General features: G+C 44.7%; 15 protein-coding genes. 13 read left to right on the top strand and 2 right to left on the bottom strand.

Translation table 11 applies throughout. The annotated features are described in order from the left end of the window. Window positions 1–463 precede the first annotated feature (463 nt). A complete protein-coding gene (gene uvrB, locus DWX00_RS17250; protein WP_055228290.1) occupies window positions 464–2,464 on the top strand; it encodes an excinuclease ABC subunit UvrB in 2,001 nt (666 codons plus the stop codon). A 211-nt stretch (window positions 2,465–2,675) separates the two neighbouring features. Here the strand turns inward: uvrB and DWX00_RS17245 are convergent, their stop codons facing one another. Then, window positions 2,676–2,894, bottom strand: coding sequence for a helix-turn-helix domain-containing protein (locus DWX00_RS17245; RefSeq protein ID WP_055228291.1), 219 nt, complete (start codon window positions 2,892–2,894; stop codon window positions 2,676–2,678). A gap of 172 nt (window positions 2,895–3,066) precedes the next feature. Between DWX00_RS17245 and DWX00_RS17240 the strand changes: the two genes are divergently transcribed. Next, entirely contained in the window at window positions 3,067–3,432 is a 366-nt protein-coding gene (locus tag DWX00_RS17240) for a hypothetical protein (protein WP_117804611.1), read from the top strand. 77 nt (window positions 3,433–3,509) lie between these two features. Here the strand turns inward: DWX00_RS17240 and DWX00_RS17235 are convergent, their stop codons facing one another. Further along, entirely contained in the window at window positions 3,510–3,728 is a 219-nt protein-coding gene (locus tag DWX00_RS17235) for a helix-turn-helix domain-containing protein (protein ID WP_117509604.1), read from the bottom strand. A gap of 284 nt (window positions 3,729–4,012) precedes the next feature. Here DWX00_RS17235 and hrcA point away from each other — a divergent pair, with 284 nt between their 5' ends. From hrcA to hisA, 11 genes are all read left to right on the top strand, one after another. Next, the gene (gene hrcA, locus DWX00_RS17230) at window positions 4,013–5,071 is read left to right on the top strand and encodes a heat-inducible transcriptional repressor HrcA (RefSeq protein WP_022461073.1); all 1,059 of its coding nucleotides are present in this window, start codon (window positions 4,013–4,015) and stop codon (window positions 5,069–5,071) included. A gap of 49 nt (window positions 5,072–5,120) precedes the next feature. Further along, window positions 5,121–5,732: a nucleotide exchange factor GrpE gene (grpE, locus tag DWX00_RS17225; RefSeq protein ID WP_055218747.1), complete on the top strand. Its 612-nt coding sequence runs from the start codon at window positions 5,121–5,123 to the stop codon at window positions 5,730–5,732. 66 nt (window positions 5,733–5,798) lie between these two features. Beyond that, the gene (dnaK, locus tag DWX00_RS17220) at window positions 5,799–7,676 is read left to right on the top strand and encodes a molecular chaperone DnaK (protein WP_117509603.1); all 1,878 of its coding nucleotides are present in this window, start codon (window positions 5,799–5,801) and stop codon (window positions 7,674–7,676) included. 225 nt (window positions 7,677–7,901) lie between these two features. After that, window positions 7,902–9,113, top strand: coding sequence for a molecular chaperone DnaJ (gene dnaJ, locus DWX00_RS17215; RefSeq protein ID WP_118595866.1), 1,212 nt, complete (start codon window positions 7,902–7,904; stop codon window positions 9,111–9,113). A gap of 330 nt (window positions 9,114–9,443) precedes the next feature. After that, window positions 9,444–10,043, top strand: coding sequence for a Crp/Fnr family transcriptional regulator (locus tag DWX00_RS17210; RefSeq protein ID WP_118595865.1), 600 nt, complete (start codon window positions 9,444–9,446; stop codon window positions 10,041–10,043). 203 nt (window positions 10,044–10,246) lie between these two features. Beyond that, complete coding sequence (locus tag DWX00_RS17205; protein ID WP_055228296.1) at window positions 10,247–10,720, top strand: zinc ribbon domain-containing protein; 474 nt, start codon at window positions 10,247–10,249, stop codon at window positions 10,718–10,720. A gap of 155 nt (window positions 10,721–10,875) precedes the next feature. Further along, window positions 10,876–11,385, top strand: coding sequence for a zinc-ribbon domain-containing protein (locus DWX00_RS17200; RefSeq protein WP_118595864.1), 510 nt, complete (start codon window positions 10,876–10,878; stop codon window positions 11,383–11,385). Between the two features lie 140 nt (window positions 11,386–11,525). Then, window positions 11,526–13,454, top strand: a complete 1,929-nt coding sequence (locus tag DWX00_RS17195; protein WP_118595863.1) for a hypothetical protein — start codon at window positions 11,526–11,528, stop codon at window positions 13,452–13,454. A gap of 28 nt (window positions 13,455–13,482) precedes the next feature. Next, on the top strand, window positions 13,483–14,172 hold the full coding sequence (locus DWX00_RS17190) for a zinc ribbon domain-containing protein (protein WP_055228299.1): 690 nt from the start codon (window positions 13,483–13,485) through the stop codon (window positions 14,170–14,172). A gap of 12 nt (window positions 14,173–14,184) precedes the next feature. After that, window positions 14,185–16,677: a S8 family serine peptidase gene (locus DWX00_RS17185; protein WP_118595862.1), complete on the top strand. Its 2,493-nt coding sequence runs from the start codon at window positions 14,185–14,187 to the stop codon at window positions 16,675–16,677. A gap of 325 nt (window positions 16,678–17,002) precedes the next feature. Then, complete coding sequence (gene hisA / locus DWX00_RS17180) at window positions 17,003–17,779, top strand: phosphoribosylformimino-5-aminoimidazole carboxamide ribotide isomerase (RefSeq protein ID WP_117801388.1); 777 nt, start codon at window positions 17,003–17,005, stop codon at window positions 17,777–17,779. Window positions 17,780–17,950: the final 171 nt, after the last annotated feature.

Below are 17,950 nucleotides of genomic sequence, written 5' to 3'. Positions count from 1 at the left end.
GGTGTGAGAGGTCGAAAATTCCTCATCAAGAGGAATTTTCTCCTACTCGATTGTAAAAGTATATTATTCTAATAAGCGCAACGGATGCTCCACATACCACAATGGAAATATTATAGCTGAGGAGATTCCGCCGGAATTGCTTTCTTATATGGAAGAAGTATTACCGGAAAAGAAGGAGCTGGATACGGAAATTGTTCTGGATACAATGATAAATGTAAATGAATTTTTGAAGAACTAATGTTCGTATCATATATACAATTTTAAATTTCCATGATATAATATCTCTTACATTTGAGTGTTAATTCGTCCACGTTAGTTTTGCTACTTTTTATCAGTCTATAAAATATCGGGTGGTGAACAGAATTCGTCGAGAGGCATATTCGGCTAAAATCAGAGAATGTGCTTCGACGAATTTCTGACTGATAGACGAACTTTTTTGATATAAAAACCAGGAGGTGCTTTTTTGCAGAATTCACAACAAATATTCAAATTACACTCCGAATACCAGCCTACAGGCGACCAGCCCCAGGCAATCGAAAAACTGGTCAAAGGCTTTCAAGAAGGCAATCAATGCGAGACTTTGCTGGGCGTTACAGGTTCCGGCAAGACCTTTACCATGGCAAATGTTATTGCACAGTTAAATAAGCCAACCTTGATCATAGCGCACAATAAAACACTTGCAGCACAGCTGTACGGTGAGTTTAAGGAATTCTTCCCTGAGAATGCAGTAGAATATTTTGTCTCCTACTACGACTACTACCAGCCGGAGGCTTACGTGCCGTCTTCGGATACGTATATTGCGAAGGACTCTGCGCGGAACGATGAGATTGATAAGCTGCGGCTTTCCGCGACTTCTGCACTGAGTGAGCGGAACGATGTCATTGTGGTTTCCAGTGTTTCGTGTATCTATGGAATCGGAAGCCCGAAGGACTACATGGAGATGATTATTTCGCTCCGCCCGGGAATGGAAAAGGACCGGGACGATGTGATCCGGCAGTTGATTGATATTCAGTATGACCGGAATGATATGGATTTCCACCGCGGTACGTTCCGCGTGCGCGGTGATGTATTGGAGATTTTTCCGGCGGAGGAGACGGACAAGGCGGTGCGCGTCGAGTTCTTCGGGGATGAGATTGACCGTCTGGTGCAGATCGATACGCTGACGGGTGAAATCTTATGTGAACTGAACCACATCGCAATCTTTCCTGCCTCCCACTACGTTGTGCCGATGGACACGATCCTGAAAGCAACAGGCGAGATTGAAAAGGATATGGAAGAGCAGGTGAAGTTCTTCAAGCACGAGGGAAAACTGATCGAGGCCCAGCGCATCGAGGAGCGGACCAATTTTGATATTGAGATGCTCAAAGAAACCGGCATCTGTTCCGGCATCGAAAACTATTCGCGTTACCTCTCCGGATTAAAGCCAGGCGAGCCGCCCTACACACTGATGGACTATTTCGGAGATGATTTCCTCATCATCGTGGATGAGTCGCATAAGACTGTTCCGCAGATCCGCAGCATGTATGCCGGCGACCAGTCGCGGAAATCGACGCTGGTGGACTATGGATTCCGTCTGCCGTCCGCAAAAGACAACCGCCCGTTGAACTTCGGCGAGTTCGAGGACCGGATCGATCAGATCCTCTTCGTATCTGCCACGCCGGGCGACTACGAGGCAGACCACGAGCTGCTGCGCGCCGAACAGATCATCCGCCCGACCGGCCTTCTCGACCCGGATGTCGAGGTGCGCCCGGTGGAGGGACAGATCGACGATCTGATTTCGGAAGTAAAGAAAGAAACTGAAAAACACAACAAAGTTCTCGTGACGACGCTGACGAAGCGTATGGCAGAGGATCTGACCGACTATATGAAAGAGGCCGGCATCCGCGTGCGCTACCTGCACTCCGATATCGACACCCTGGAACGGACCGAGATCATCCGTGATATGCGTCTCGATGTCTTCGATGTGCTCGTCGGCATCAACCTTCTGCGTGAGGGTCTCGACATCCCGGAAATCACACTCGTGGCGATCCTGGATGCCGATAAAGAAGGTTTCCTGCGTTCCGAAACCTCCCTGATCCAGACCATCGGCCGTGCCGCACGAAACAGCGAGGGCCATGTTATCATGTACGCCGATGTGATGACCGATTCCATGCGCCTCGCAATCGACGAGACGAAGCGCCGCCGTGCCCTGCAGGAAGCCTACAACAAAGAACACGGCATCACTCCGACCACCATCAAAAAAGCCGTCCGCGATCTCATCAGCATTTCGAAAGAAGTGGCAAAGACAGAAGAAAAGATGGAAAAAGACCCGGAGTCCATGAGCCGCGAAGAACTGGAAAAACTGATCGGCCAGGTACAGAAACAGATGAAAGCCGCTGCCGCCGAACTCAACTTCGAAATGGCCGCCGAGCTGCGTGACAAAATGATCACACTGAAGAAGAGCCTGGATGACATGGAAGAATAAAAAATCAGAAATAAAAAAGAAGAAAAGAGCATGAAAAAAAGCGTGCCGGAAAAGCGACAGAAAACTTTCCGGCACGCTTTTTTGCGTCCGATTTTGATTCCTTCTTGTTCAGAATTGACGCAAAATAAGAATACCATTATAATATAAAATACGACCAAACGGTCGTATCAAAACGAAAAACACAAAAATAAAAAAGACAACAATAAAAAAATTAATCGCCGAATTTTCTCTTTTTACTGGAGACACTCAGCAGATAGTCGACCGAGCAGTCATAGAACCGTGCAAGCCGGATCACATAGTCGATCGGGATGTCGCGGATTCCTTTTTCGTAGCGGGAATAGACGTCGCGGTTGCATTCGAGCAGGGCAGAAATCTCTTTGATGGTGAGATCCTGATCGATCCGCATATCTTCAATTCTCTGGTATTTCATACGTTGTACCATCCTTTCAGATTCAAACCCATACTACCAAACGGTTGGATGAACAAAGTTAAATCAGATCATATGGTCGCAAATTGGAGAATGGGGCGGGAGAGAGAAACGGCGGGTGAAGACAGCCTGTGCAGAAAACAGAAAAATATGTACGGCAGAAATGGGGGAACGAATGGGAAAAGCAGAAAGAATAGAAATAGAAGATTTTGTCCAGAATATAGTGGAACGGATGGAGACGCCGGAAGCGTTTGAAAAAATGATCAGCCGGGAGGAAGAATGCGAAGCGCAGGGGCGGGAGAGCCGTCTGAGGGATGTGCTGAAGAAAGAATGGCCGGTGGACGAAAAGGGAGAGCGCATCTATCAGATCACTAATATATATGAAGAAAAAGCAGAAGAACTCCTCATTGTAGAACTGTATACCGGCATCCACCTGGAAAACGGAGTCCCGTGCGGGCATTTTACGCTGTATCTCTGCGGGGAGCCGGACGGATGGAAACTCAGCGAAACGCGGATGATGGAATATCTGCAGAATCTGTAAACGAAAAAGCAAAACAGGGAGGACAGGGAGAAGAAAAACTGTCCTCCTGCTTTTGCTGCGGCGGAGACACCGGAAAGTCAGGATCCATACGGCCGCTTCTCATCGCTGATGCCGACCAGATAATCCAGACTGACCTGATACAGCTCCGCCAGACGGATGGCAATGGAGATCGGCAGCTGCCGGACGCCTTTTTCATATCGGGTATACACATCGCGGTTGCAGCCGAGATAGTCGGCAACCTGGCGGATCGTCAGATCGCGGTCCGTGCGCAGATCCTCCAGTCTCTGATATTTCATGATTCATCACCTCTGAGAAAATGCTACTAAATGGTCGTATCGAAATGGCAGAATCCTACCATACGGCTATAGCGCCTTTGAAACAGTAGAATGCAATAAAAAAGAAAAGTCAGATTCCTTTTCAGAAAGAAAACGGTTTATACTTTTTTCACAATTTCTTCATAGAAAAACCGGGAAAAGGTGTTGACAAACAAAAGGCAGAGTGCTATCTTAAGAGCATAGATGTTAGCACTCCACTGAAACGAGTGCTAACAGGACTATACAACAGGAAGGAGCTTATCTTAGTGGATACAGAATTGGATGAAAGAAAAAGAAAAATATTAAAAGCGATCATCCAGACGTATCTGGAAACGGGCGAGCCGGTCGGCTCAAGAACGATTTCCAAATACACGGATTTGAATTTAAGCTCCGCCACAATCCGGAATGAAATGTCCGATCTGGAAGAGATGGGTTACATCTTACAGCCCCACACTTCCGCAGGACGCATTCCTTCCGATAAAGGCTACCGCCTCTATGTAGATGAGCTGATGCGGGAAAAAGAACAGGAAGTTGCAGACATCAAAAACATGGTCATTGAAAAAACAGACCGAATGGAAAAAGTTCTGCAGCAGGTTGTCAAAGTCCTCGCTTCATCTACCAACTATGCAACGTTGATTACAGGACCGGAATATCACAGAAATAAAGTGAAATTCATCCAGCTCTCAAAAGTCAATGAAGAGCAGCTCCTGGCCGTCATCGTCGTAGAAGGCAACCTGGTGAAAAACCAGATGATCGACCTAGACGAGACCATCAACGATGAACAGATATTAAAGCTGAACCTGCTTCTGAACACACAGCTCAATGGCCTGACCATTGAAGAAATCAATCTTGGCATGATCAAGAAGATGAAAGAGCAGGCAGGCATCCACTCCGGCATCATCAGCAAAGTGGTCGATACCGTAGCGGAAGCCATCGCAGTCAGCGAAGAAGATGTGCCGGTGTACACCAGCGGCGCAACCAACATTTTCAAGTACCCTGAGCTTTCCGACAGCAGCAAAGCCAGCCAGCTGATCTCCACATTCGAGGAACGGCAGAAACTGGTCGATATGATCAAAGGAGCTGCCGAGGAGCAGGACGGAGAGGAAAATACCGGTATTCAGGTATACATCGGAAATGAATCTTCGATGGAACCCTTACGGGACTGCAGCGTGGTCACCACCACATACGATATGGGAAACGGTATGCGCGGAACAATCGGTATCGTGGGACCAAAGCGGATGGATTACGAAAATGTGGTAGATAACCTGAAAACATTAAAAGTTCAACTGGACGCCGTCTTCAAAAAGCCGGACACAGGTGAGTAGAAAGGTGGAATGATCAGTGAGCGAAGAAAATAGAAAGAAAGAGGAAACCATGGAAGAACCTACACGCGAGATGGAAAAAGAAACCGGAGCAGAGACCGATCTGCCGGAAACCGAACCGGCTGCGGAGCAGGAAGAAGCAAAGAAAGCAGCAGAGGCAAAAGAAGCGGAAGCTGCAGAAGAAACTGCTGAGGATGGCAAAGAACGAAAGTTCTTCAAAAAGAAAAAAGATAAAAAAGATGAGAAAATCGAAGAGCTGACTGACCGCCTGACCCGTCAGATGGCAGAGTTCGATAACTTCCGCAAACGCACCGAAAAAGAAAAAGCAAATATGTATGCCATTGGAGCAAAAGACATCATCGAGAAGATTCTTCCGGTTGTTGACAGCTTCGAGCGCGGACTTGCAACGGTGGAAAACCCGGAGGAAGATCCGTTCGCAGACGGCATGAATAAAGTATACAAACAGTTTACCACAGCACTCGATGAACTCGGTGTAACCGTGATCGAGGCCGTTGGAAAGGAATTCGATCCGAACCTGCACAACGCAGTGATGCATGTGGAGGATGAGGAAGCCGGCGAGAACATCGTCGTAGAAGAGTTCCTGAAGGGCTACATGTACAAAGGCTCCGTAGTCCGTCACAGTATGGTCAAGGTGGCTAATTAAGCCTTGAAGATAAATAAATAGAAATTAAACCATTTTTTAGCATAATTCATTGAGGAGGAAACAACAATGGGCAAAATTATTGGTATTGACTTAGGAACAACAAACAGCTGTGTAGCCGTTATGGAAGGTGGAAAACCAACCGTTATCGCAAACGCAGAGGGTGAAAGAACAACTCCATCTATCGTAGCATTCACAAAAACAGGTGACCGTCTGGTCGGCGAGCCGGCAAAACGTCAGGCTGTAACAAACGCAGACAGAACCATCCGTTCTATCAAACGTGAGATGGGTACTGACTATAAAGTAGACATCGAAGGAAAGAAATACTCTCCGCAGGAGATCTCCGCTATGATTCTTCAGAAACTGAAAGGTGATGCAGAGAACTACCTTGGTGAGAAAGTAACAGAAGCAGTTATCACAGTTCCGGCTTACTTCAATGACGCACAGCGTCAGGCAACCAAAGATGCCGGTAAAATCGCAGGTCTTGATGTAAAACGTATCATCAACGAGCCTACCGCAGCAGCTCTGGCATACGGACTGGACAACGAAAATGAGCAGAAGATCATGGTATACGACCTTGGCGGCGGTACTTTCGATGTTTCCATCATCGAGATCGGTGACGGCGTTATCGAAGTTCTTTCCACAGCAGGAAACAACCGTCTGGGCGGCGATGACTTCGACCAGAAAGTAACAGATTATATCCTTGCTGAGTTCAAGAAACAGGAAGGCGTAGATCTTTCCAATGATAAAATGGCTCTGCAGAGAATCAGAGAAGCAGCAGAGAAAGCAAAGAAAGAGCTTTCCAGCGCAACTACAACCAACATCAACCTGCCGTTCATCACTGCAACCGCAGATGGCCCGAAACATCTCGATATGAACCTGACAAAGGCTAAATTCGATGAGCTGACCCACGACCTGGTAGAGAAAACCGCAGAGCCGGTACAGAGAGCACTTTCTGATGCAGGCCTTCAGGCATCCGAGCTTTCCAAAGTCCTTCTGGTAGGCGGATCTACCCGTATCCCGGCTGTACAGGATAAAGTAAGACAGCTGACCGGACACGAGCCGAGCAAGAGCCTGAACCCGGATGAGTGCGTAGCACTTGGTGCTTCCGTACAGGGTGGTAAACTTGCAGGAGACGCCGGCGCAGGCGATATCCTTCTTCTGGATGTAACTCCGCTGTCTCTGTCCATCGAGACCATGGGAGGTATTGCAACTCGTCTGATCGAGCGTAACACCACAATCCCGACCAAGAAGAGCCAGATCTTCTCAACAGCAGCAGATAACCAGACAGCAGTAGATATCAACGTAGTACAGGGTGAGCGTCAGTTCGCGAAAGACAACAAATCCCTCGGCCAGTTCCGTCTGGATGGAATTCCGCCAGCAAGAAGAGGCGTTCCGCAGATTGAGGTTACCTTTGATATCGATGCCAACGGTATCGTAAATGTATCTGCAAAAGACCTTGGAACAGGAAAAGAGCAGCACATCACCATCACCGCAGGCTCTAACATGTCCGACAGCGAGATCGACAAAGCAGTCAAAGAAGCTGCTGAGTTCGAGGCTCAGGATAAGAAACGAAAAGAAGCAATCGACGCAAGAAACGATGCAGACTCCATGGTATTCCAGACCGAGAAAGCAATCGAGGAAGTCGGCGACAAGCTTGATGCAAACGACAAAACAGCAGTAGAAGCTGACCTGAACGCACTGAAAGATCTCATTGCAAAATGCAATCCGGAAGAAATGACCGATGCACAGGTAGCTGATCTGAAAGCAGCTCAGGAAAAACTGATGACAAGCGCTCAGAAACTGTTTGCAAAACTGTATGAGCAGCAGGGCGGAGCAGCAGGCGCTGGTGCCGGAACAGCAGGTGCAGGCCCGGATATGGGAAATGCAGGAGCAGCAGGCGGCCATGACGACGATGTCGTAGACGCTGACTACAAAGAGGTTTAATTTTCGGCATGTCACACTCCGTGAAAATACCGACTGTGAGTTGAAACAATAAGTAAATAAACGCAAAAAGCCCTGTGAGGCGAATGTTTGCAGGGGACGGAAAATACATTCCGCCCCCTGTATTTATGCTGGTATTGCTTTCGGAAAAGTGCTATACTGGAGCGTGCGGAAAAACATTTCTGCAAAGATGAAATTTGTGGAACAGAAATGAAAAGGTGAACATAAATGGCAGAAAAAAGAGATTATTACGAGGTCCTCGGCGTAGACCGCGGAGCGGACGATGCAACATTAAAAAAAGCATACCGTAAACTGGCCAAGAAATACCATCCGGATATGAACCCGGGCGACAAAGAGGCCGAGGCAAAATTTAAAGAGGCGACAGAAGCCTATGGCGTGCTGAGTGATCCGGACAAACGGCGTCAGTACGATCAGTTTGGCCACGCTGCATTTGAAAACGGCGGTGGCGGCGCAGGAGCCGGCGGATTCGGCGGCTTCGACTTTGGCGGCGGAGATATGGGTGATATCTTCGGCGATATTTTCGGCGACCTGTTCGGTGGCGGCGGAAGCAGAAGAAGAGCAAACAATGGACCGATGAAGGGAGCAAACCTCCGCGCTGTTGTCCACATTACGTTTGAGGAAGCTGTTTTCGGATGCCAGAAAGAGCTCGAGATCAACCTGAAGGATACCTGTACAACGTGCCACGGAACCGGCGCAAAACCAGGAACTTCACCGGAGACATGCTCCAAATGTAACGGAACTGGTCAGATTACGTACACACAGCAGACCATGTTCGGTTCTGTGAGAAACGTGACGACCTGTCCGGATTGTAACGGAACCGGAAAGATCATTCGCGATAAATGTACCGCATGCCACGGCACGGGCTATACATCCAGCAGAAAACGCATTCAGGTCAACATTCCGGCCGGAATCGACGATGGCCAGAGCATCCGTATCCGTGAAAAAGGCGAGCCGGGTGTAAACGGCGGACCAAGAGGAGATCTGCTTGTCGAGGTTCAGGTAACCCGTCATCCGATCTTCCAGAGACAGGATATGAACATCTTCTCCACCGCACCGATTACATTTGCACAGGCAGCACTCGGCGGTGATGTGAAGATCAGCACCGTTGACGGAGATGTTCTCTATACCGTAAAACCGGGAACTCAGACCGATACCAAGATCCGTCTGAAAGGAAAAGGCGTTCCATCCCTCCGGAACAGCAATGTACGCGGCGATCACTATGTAACACTTGTCGTGCAGACCCCGACCAAGCTGAACGAAAAAGCAAAAGAAGCCCTTCGTGCCTTTGATGAAGCTTGCGGAAACCGTCAGGTGCCAGAAGCAAAAGCAGCCGATGGTGAGAATACCGCAGAACAGCCGAAGAAGAAAAAAGGGTTTATGGATAAGGTGAAGGAAGCGTTTGAGGATATTGATAAATAAAAAATCTATCTGTTTTTGTTCTCATTCGGACAAAATTTCTCACAGACTTGAGCATGTAGAATATGAAAAGTCTTTTCCAACACGCTCTAATATGAAAGAAATAGAAAATATGAGATAAATGAAAAGAAGAACCTGCAGGAGAAACAGGTTCTTCTTTTTTGACAAAATTTAAAAATACAGAATATTCAGAAAATTGCAAATATTGATCTAAATCAAGAGAATGATGAGATGTGAAAAACTGTTCATGATATAATTAACAAAATTGCATAGGAATAAAAAAGATTGATGTTATGTAATGTAAAATAAAAAGGCAGAAAGGAAATAGAGCGGTTGGAAAATGAAAATACAGAAAAACAGGAGTTCTTCAAAACTTATTTAGGTATCAAAAATAAAAATGTGCTGAGCAGTCTGGAACAAATGGCGTATGTCTGGAAGGTGAAAGATAAGGAAGTTATCATTCGAGAAGGGGAACCGCTGCCATGCGTTCCTTTTCTGGTATCGGGCATTGTAAAAGGGTATTGTGAAAGCAAGGGAGATGGAAAAGAGCATGTTTCCTGCTTTGGTTATTTAAAAGGAGACATTGTTGTAGGAATTTCCAATTTATCCGTAAATGTGAAATCACTTTTGACGATAGAATCAATCAGTTCGTGTACCATGCTGTGCGTCCCGATACCAGAATTGTTGAAGTTGATTGAGCAATCGCCGGAAATGATGCGTTTATATAACCGTGCACTCAGCCTTGCATATAAAAAGCTAATTGAACATGAGGATATTGTTGCAAACCACAGGGCAAAGGAACGATATCAATATTTTGTTGATACCTATCGGGATCTGGTAGACGTTGTGAGTAAGAAAGATATCGCTTCCTATCTGCATTTATCGCCGGAGAGTCTGAGCCGTGTCCTGAAAAGCTATAAGGAAGAAAAATAGAAAAACGAATCGAAAAGTGATGCGCGCTGAGCGGAAAAATTTAATCAAATCAAGGAAATCCCTGTTTTCATTGAGGAAAGCAATAAGCAGTGAGGCGGGGAATTGCGTGAATCAGGAGGGGAAAGCCCCTTATAAGAGAGAAGACGGCAGATCTAAAAAAAGCAGATCATAAAGTACAAAAAAGAAATGGAAGGGGAAGAAAAATGGCATTTTTAGATGGAGTAAAAGGAAAAATTTCAAAAGCAGGATATTCAACTATGCAAAAAGCAAAGGATTTGTCGGAGATTACGAAACTGAATATGGCGGTTTCTGAATCAGAGACGAAAATCAATGAAATCTACAGTGAAATAGGATATAAAGTTTACTGTGCATATCGGGAAAATCCGCTGGAAGAAGTCAAAGAGGAAATTGGCCAGATCCGGGAGCTGGAAGAGGCTATGGAAGCATGCAAACTGCAGATCCAGGCAATCAATGCAATGAACAGCTGCCCGCGCTGCGGTGCAAAAATCAAACCGGAAATGATGTTCTGCAGCAGCTGTGGAATGAAACTGCAGAGTGAAGAACAGGAAACGGTGGAAGAAGAACAGGAACGGCCGGCTTTTTGCAGTGAATGCGGAGCACCGCTGGAACCGGATATGAAATTCTGTACGGTTTGTGGACATAAAGTTGACGAGTAAAATCGAGAGCGTGTTTGAAAAAGCAAAGCACAGAAGAGAAGATCAAATCAGACAGCAAAAAGATAAATGATCCAAAATAGGGAGGTGGATTTTGGATCATTTATTGCAAAGAAAAAAGATTTGTGGATAAAAAGGGACAGGAGAGGAAAACAAGTATGAAAAAATGCCCGGTATGTGGAAAAGAGTGGTCAGATGCGACAAGATTTTGCGGAAGCTGTGGAGCAAAACTGGAGGATGGAAATATTGTAGTGCCAGATATAGTGCCGGATGATGGGAAAGAGGAGCAGAGAAAAAAAACAGAGCCGGTCAAACCGAGTGTGAAAAAAACGATAGAACCTGTCAGAACGAAAACGAGGGAAACAGCAGAAAATAAAAAGATAGCAGAAGAAAAAGAAGAAGAAAAAAACACAGCTGAACGTAAAAGAGCAGAATACAATAAATCGGACGCCGTGCTGCCGGTAAAACGCAGAAAAAAAGGATGGAAAATTGCGACAGCACTTGGCCTGACTGCAATAGTGGCAGTCGGAGCAGTAGTTTTCTGTGTGAAGTCCGGGGAAAACATGGAACACCCATTTGTAGAATTATATGGGGACAGTTATGAAATTCTCACGAAAGAAAAACTGGGACATACCATAACCATTACAGACAATGGGCTGGACTGGTGAGAAGAGATCCCTATTACCTATTGTGGAAAGCAGAGTAGCAGTGTCCTTACAGAGTAAGAGAGTGCAAAAAATCTGGAAAATTATATTAGGACTCTATTCAGAAGTAAAGATACGATGAGAGAAAAAGGAGTAGAGAATATATGAAAAAAGCAGGAAGCCGAATTTTGATCATTACTTTTGGAATTATGGCGGCTATAGCAATTTTATATCCATGGAAGTTTGTTCCGGAATATGGAATACTCCAGATGACGGAATCAGGGGAAAAAGCTGGAAAAACAGCGGAAAGCCAGGAGTCCGATGAGGAATATATGCAGGTGGCAGATCGTGCAGTCGAAGTATTATTTACAGGAGATACCGATACGCTTCTGAGCCTGTTGCCGGAGCGGTATTTTGGCCAATATGGGGAAACGTTACAGTGGATCATAGAAAATGCAGTGGAAGAGGAACTTCAGAAACTGCAAGATGAAGTTGGGGATATACAAATTACCCATTGGCCAGTCAGATCAGAAAAACAGTCCGAAGGCAACATGGAAAAAATAAAAAGTCATTATGGAGAAGAAGGAGATACGGTCACCGATGCAAGAAATGTGTTTGTGGAAGTGAGTGCATCCGGCATAGAACCGGAAGAAATGGAGATAGCGGTTGTTGAAATTGACGGAAAATGGTATCTCGACTCTGAGGGTTGGGACGATGGATCGAAAGAAAACTATGACGACGAAGACGACGAAGAAGAAGATGATGATGATACATGGTCGGATGATGAAGACGATATAAGTTCAAATGCGGAGACGTCTCATACATTGGAAAATATGAAATTTTCTGATGCAAGAGAATTTCAGGATGGACTTGCCTTTGTAAGAATTCACGGAAAGGGGGAATCTTACAAAGGCTTTCTGGATAAAAAGGGAAAGTTAAAGTTTTATATACCTTTTGATGAAGATGCAATTGATGCAGATATTTATCGGTACGATGTGAATTTTAATAATGGTTATAACTGGTTCGTCTATGACAATATTTTTTATGTGATTGACACGGATGGAATGATAAAAAGCCAGTATGATGCAGACAAAGTGGCAGATTACGGCGGTGGTTATACCTGGCTGGAGGAGGAAGAAAATGTATCCTGGGATGATGCCGGGTTTTGGAAATATACACTGTATAGTCCGGAAGGGGGTGAAGTGTGTGATTATACAGTCAGCAATCAGGACCTGGAAAATCTGAGTTTTAAAAGATCCTACATGGGTGATGGAAAATTTCTGTATAAAAAAATGGACGGTACGAAAGAAGTCTGTGTTCTGGTTGAGCCGGAACTGGGAAAAGAAACAGAGTTAAACGTTTCGTTTGACAAAGCAGAAGAACATGGAATGCGGGACGGACTTATCATAGAAACGGGCGCAATGGACGATGGATATTGGGCAGGGGATGAAAATCCGTTTCATATTACAGTGATCGGGAATGGAGAAGAAAAAGAAATTGAAATCCCGAGTCAGTATCTTGGCCCGTTTGGCGGATATCCGACTCTGCTCGACTGGACAAAAAAATATGCACTTTTTACGGTAAGACAGGACGACCAGGACATTTATTTTTTGTGTGATCTGGAGACAGGCGATATCAAAAAATATACAGGAAAGTATGCGCCGTATTTTAAATATTATTCCACTACAACAAGCTGCATCGAGGATAATGTTCTTGCACTTTCCATGTATGGGGAAGATAATCAGTTTTATGTCTGCCTGATCAATGCGGATACCATGAAAGAAATTGCCGATCCGATTGCCGGAGAATCTTTTTCCATGGAAGATAAGACATTACTGATCGATCAGAAAGAATTGTATGATTTAAGCGGGAATCTGTTATATACCGTTGAGGATGGAAAAAAAGGAGAACTGGTCAGTGATGGAATCCTGCAGGTAACATACAGCGAGGAAGAAAAAGAGACTGTGGATGGTGAGTCGGAATATGTCGAGGTAGATAAGACAGATTATTACGATCTGAAAGGCAAAAAGTTATTTTCGGAAATGGATACAGCAGATAGCAAAATGGTGCTGGAACCATCCGAAGAAGTATAAAAATAGAGCAGAACAGGAGAATTTTCAGATGAAAACAAAAGCAAAATACGTCATTGTAATTCTGTTTTTATGTACGATACCACTATATTTCTGCAGAATGATCGGCTGGAAAGATGATGCCATCCGGCTTTACGATGTGATTCTCTATGGAATGGAAAGCCAGGAAGGAGACTCTTTTGTCGGAGGGATGATCTGGAAACTGATGCAGGAAAGTGTCTTTGAAAATATCAACGCATGGTTGATTGGAACAGCGGCAGTAACGCTTGTGGGATCAGTTCTGGTTACGCTGTTAAATGGAAAAAAGACCTATGTTCTGGCAATTGTATTATCCATCGTGACAAACGGAGGTCTTGCGTGGTCAATGCAACGACTCAGCTGGGGATGGAAAAACAAGGTTGATTATAACGGCCAGATGACAGGAATGCCGCTTCGCATGGAATTTGTGTGGGTGTGGATAGCACTTCATGTTCTGATTCTTATATTTGCACTGTGGGGAATGGTTTCTAAAGAGAAAAGTGCTTCAAAGAAAAGTATTTCAAGAAAAATTGAGCCGGAAAAAATCAAATCAAAAAAAACGGAATCGAAAAAAATCAAGCCGGAAGAAACCGTATCAAAGAACCCGGCAGCTTCGAAGATGCGGTCAGCGTGTCCCTCCTGCGGAAGAATTCCGAAAGAAGGAGAAAAGTTTTGTACGCGCTGCGGATCAAAACTGCAATAAGAGGAGCAGAAAATGAAAAAGGAAATCAAATGTCCCAGGTGCAGACGCAGGATTCAGAAAGAAGATGCCTATTGCCAGTACTGTGGCTGCCATGTGGCGGAAGAAAAAAAGAAGAAGAGAAAAAAGAAAATTCGAAGATTTCTGGTACTTGTCATTGTGATTGTGCTGTTTTTAGGTATCCTGCTTGCCATTGCAGTTGGATCACAGAAGAAGCAAATACAGGGATGGAAAGAAAGACAACTGGAAGAATGGAAACAAAAACAGGAAAAAGTGCAGGCAGATGAAGGTGACCAAAGCCAAAAACAGAACAAGAATCAGAATGGAGAACAGTCGCAGGATAGTCAGGATGTGAAAGAGCCAGGCACAATGAAAAAATGTGCCAATGGGGATACGGTTTATCAGCCGTCGGTAAGTACCGTTTCTTATGATGAAGATACCGGCCTGTTGTACTACGAAAATCTGCTGATTGTTTATCTGATAGAAAACAGCAGCCAGGAAGAGCGGGAAGCACTTGCAGCAAAGGTAGATGGAACGCTGGTTGGAAATATGAGCGGAAGCATGAACGTGATTGAAATCCTGGTGGAGGACACCGCGTATGCGGATCTGGAACAGAAGGCTGAAATTCTGATGGAAGAAGAAAATGTGCTCTACAGTTCGACGGAAATTCCGATGATGATGGAAAATACTGCAGATGAGAATCCATGGGAGGCAGGAGAACAGGATAAAAAGAATAATGACCATAATGAAAGCAAACCAGATGGAAATGACTGGTGGGCAGAGGCAATTGGAGCATTTTCTGCATGGGACTATGTTGATTCCCACGAGCAGGATCTTGCCAATGTGGCGGTCGGCATTATGGATGATGGAGTTGATGCGGAACACGAAGAATTTCAGAAAAACGGCGAAAGTAAAATTCACTGGCTGGAAGATTACAAAGAAAATCTGGCATTTGACCATGGCACACATGTGACGGGATTGATCGGTGCGGAAAATAATCAGGCCGGAATCCGTGGTGTGGCAGATCGGACGGATTTGTATTTTGTGAGCTGGTGGAAAGAAGATCTCTTCAGTACAGGAGAATATGTAAATGTAACAAAACAGATGATTGAAACGATGCTAAGTGAACATATGGCCTGCGTGGTGAATAATTCATGGGCAACTGTGATACAATCCAGAGAGCAGTATTTAAAAGATACGCTAATCGGGGAAAGACCGGTATGGGAAGAAAAAATAGCGGAGTTTCTCATAGAAAAAGGGAAGATTGATCAGAAATATGAGTTGTACGAAAGTTATCAAAAGGAATTAGAAACGAGCGCAAAATGCACTTCCAGTCAGATGATAGTGATGCTTTTTGAATTGCTTTTAAATCAACAGGAAAGATTTTTAATTGTCCAGAGTGCAGGCAATGGGTATGATAACGGTGGTGTGGGATTTGATGTTCAAAAGACAGGAGATTATTGCGGAATTAATGAGGAGGTTTATAACAGACTGGATGGAGAAACGCATAGATTAAGCAGAAGCGGATACTCCTATGAGAAAATTCGAAATCATATCCTGATTGTAGGTGCAGTGCAGGAAACAGAAAAGGGATATCAAATGACAGAATTTTCAAATTATGGTTCCAATATAGATATTGTTGCACCTGGATATGATGTTTACAGCACGATTACAGAAAAAGATGATTCCTATACCGAAGAAAATCCAGGCCATGAAAATCTTAGAACAGTGAAAAACGGGATTAAATATGGAAATCTGCCTGGAACATCCATGGCGGCCCCACTGGTTTCCGGTTCTGCGGCTGTTCTGTGGTCTGTGGCTCCGGAACTTTCGGCGGAGGAGGTAAAAGAGACACTGATCTCCACAGCCGGAACCGCAAGATCAACCTGTCAGGAGGACAAGCGGGAAGAGTATCCGATGCTGAATCTGAAAGCTGCCCTGGAAAAGGTGGCAAAAAAAGATGCAACACATGTAATACTGGAAACCTTTTATAATAACGGAGAAAAAACGCATGACCTGTTTGCTTCAGAAGAAAATCGGGATCAGGAGTATGCTGTGATTACCGGATTGGATCAGGATGAAAATGTAGTATGGACCATTGAGACAGAAAAATCTCCGGCAGCGGAGATAACAGCCAATACAGAAATTGGAATTTATGAAGACAGGTATTATTATGCGCATTGTGAAGTTATTTATGCCGTACGCCTCCGGGACGGAAAAGAAATCTGGCACAGTGCATCATCACATGGTTCCATGACAGGAACGGATTTCGGACCGGACGGAACACTTTATTACTGCTCTTTCTATGGACCGGATTTTGGCGCAATTGATAAAGACGGAAATGAATTGTATGAAGTAGAAAGTTTCTATCCGGGATACTATTGGGCATATGAAGTACATTACGAAGGTGATCATGTTGATGTGAAAATGGACGGTACACCGTCCGGAGAAGAAACGGTGATCCGTGTCAATCTTTCTGACTATTCTTATTCTGTGGTACAGGAGTAGAAAACATGATTCCAGGCATAAACCCAAGGATAGACTGAAACATGAGTCTAGGCATAAGCACGGGATAGGACAAAACATAAGATAAAGTATAATGGGATGCCGCAGTTCGGGAAAAAATCCGGATTGCGGCATTTTTTTGCTGTCATGCACACGAACAAAAGATCCAAGGGGAGCTTTTTAGTGAAAAAAGAGTGAATTTGCACACAGGAAGTCCGAAATTTGATATAATATGAGAAATTTGAGGGAGATAAAAATTTTTTAACCGAATCATCGCTAACTACAGATATCCATTCGATGAACAGGAAAGGGACAGGGGACTTTATTTATGAAATTTCGACCATGTATTGATATCCACAATGGAAAAGTAAAACAGATTGTTGGGGGATCCTTAAAAGATCAGGGAAACCAGGCAAATGAAAATTTTGTTTCGGAGCAGGATGCGTCTTACTATGCGCAGTTATATAAAGAAAAAGGGATCACCGGAGGTCATGTGATTCTTCTGAACAAAAAAGATTCCGAATATTATCCGGAAACAAAGCGGCAGGCGCTGCTGGCACTTTCTACATATCCGGGCGGACTGCAGGTTGGCGGCGGTATCGACGCGGAAAATGCCTGCGAATTTCTGACGGCCGGTGCAAGCCATGTGATCGTGACATCGTATGTGTTCCGGGATGGCCATGTATTCTATGAAAATCTCGAAAAACTGGTAACGACTGTTGGAAAACAGCGGCTGACCATGGACTTAAGCTGCCGGAAACGAAACGGGAAATATTATATTGTAACGGACCGCTGGCAAAAGTTTACAGAGGAAGAAGTAACGGAACCGCTCCTGCATCATCTGACGGAATACTGTGATGAATTTCTGATCCACGCGGTAGATGTCGAAGGAAAAGCATCCGGTATCGAGACAGAACTGGTGGAATTACTTGCGAAAATGAAAGATTTCCCTGTTACATATGCCGGTGGCGTCGGAAACTTTGCGGATCTGGAACTGCTGAAAAAGGTTGGGAACGATCATGTGGATGTGACGATCGGAAGCGCACTGGATCTGTTTGGCGGAAACATGAAATTTGAAGACGTACTGGAAATGTGCAGAAGGTAAGGAAAAAGATAACAAGCAAAGAAAATAACATGACAGGATAAAGTGTGTTTGATTTCCTCATATAGATGCGAGAAAAAATGGACGGAAAGAAAGAATCACAAAAATTGCAGGAAAAAACTCTAAAATATTCATGAATTTTCTAAATACTATTGCAAATAGAGACAACTATTG

Origin of the sequence: Blautia sp. AF17-9LB, assembly GCF_003479185.1 — a bacterium.
GTDB classification, from domain to species: domain Bacteria; phylum Bacillota; class Clostridia; order Lachnospirales; family Lachnospiraceae; genus Fusicatenibacter; species Fusicatenibacter saccharivorans.
Note: the sequence above shows the minus strand (reverse complement) of the source record. Positions and strands in the feature narration are given on the sequence as shown.

Bases quoted from the DNA above. Each gene is read 5' to 3' on its own strand.
- dnaJ (WP_118595866.1), top strand. From the start codon at position 7,902: ATGGCAGAAAAAAGAGATTATTACGAGGTCCTCGGCGTAGACCGCGGA.
- DWX00_RS17205 (WP_055228296.1), top strand. From the start codon at position 10,247: ATGGCATTTTTAGATGGAGTAAAAGGAAAAATTTCAAAAGCAGGATAT.
- dnaK (WP_117509603.1), top strand. From the start codon at position 5,799: ATGGGCAAAATTATTGGTATTGACTTAGGAACAACAAACAGCTGTGTA.
- DWX00_RS17200 (WP_118595864.1), top strand. From the start codon at position 10,876: ATGAAAAAATGCCCGGTATGTGGAAAAGAGTGGTCAGATGCGACAAGA.
- DWX00_RS17195 (WP_118595863.1), top strand. From the start codon at position 11,526: ATGAAAAAAGCAGGAAGCCGAATTTTGATCATTACTTTTGGAATTATG.
- hisA (WP_117801388.1), top strand. From the start codon at position 17,003: ATGAAATTTCGACCATGTATTGATATCCACAATGGAAAAGTAAAACAG.
- DWX00_RS17185 (WP_118595862.1), top strand. From the start codon at position 14,185: ATGAAAAAGGAAATCAAATGTCCCAGGTGCAGACGCAGGATTCAGAAA.
- grpE (WP_055218747.1), top strand. From the start codon at position 5,121: ATGGAAGAACCTACACGCGAGATGGAAAAAGAAACCGGAGCAGAGACC.
- DWX00_RS17190 (WP_055228299.1), top strand. From the start codon at position 13,483: ATGAAAACAAAAGCAAAATACGTCATTGTAATTCTGTTTTTATGTACG.
- DWX00_RS17245 (WP_055228291.1), bottom strand. From the start codon at position 2,894: ATGAAATACCAGAGAATTGAAGATATGCGGATCGATCAGGATCTCACC.
- DWX00_RS17240 (WP_117804611.1), top strand. From the start codon at position 3,067: ATGGGAAAAGCAGAAAGAATAGAAATAGAAGATTTTGTCCAGAATATA.
- DWX00_RS17235 (WP_117509604.1), bottom strand. From the start codon at position 3,728: ATGAAATATCAGAGACTGGAGGATCTGCGCACGGACCGCGATCTGACG.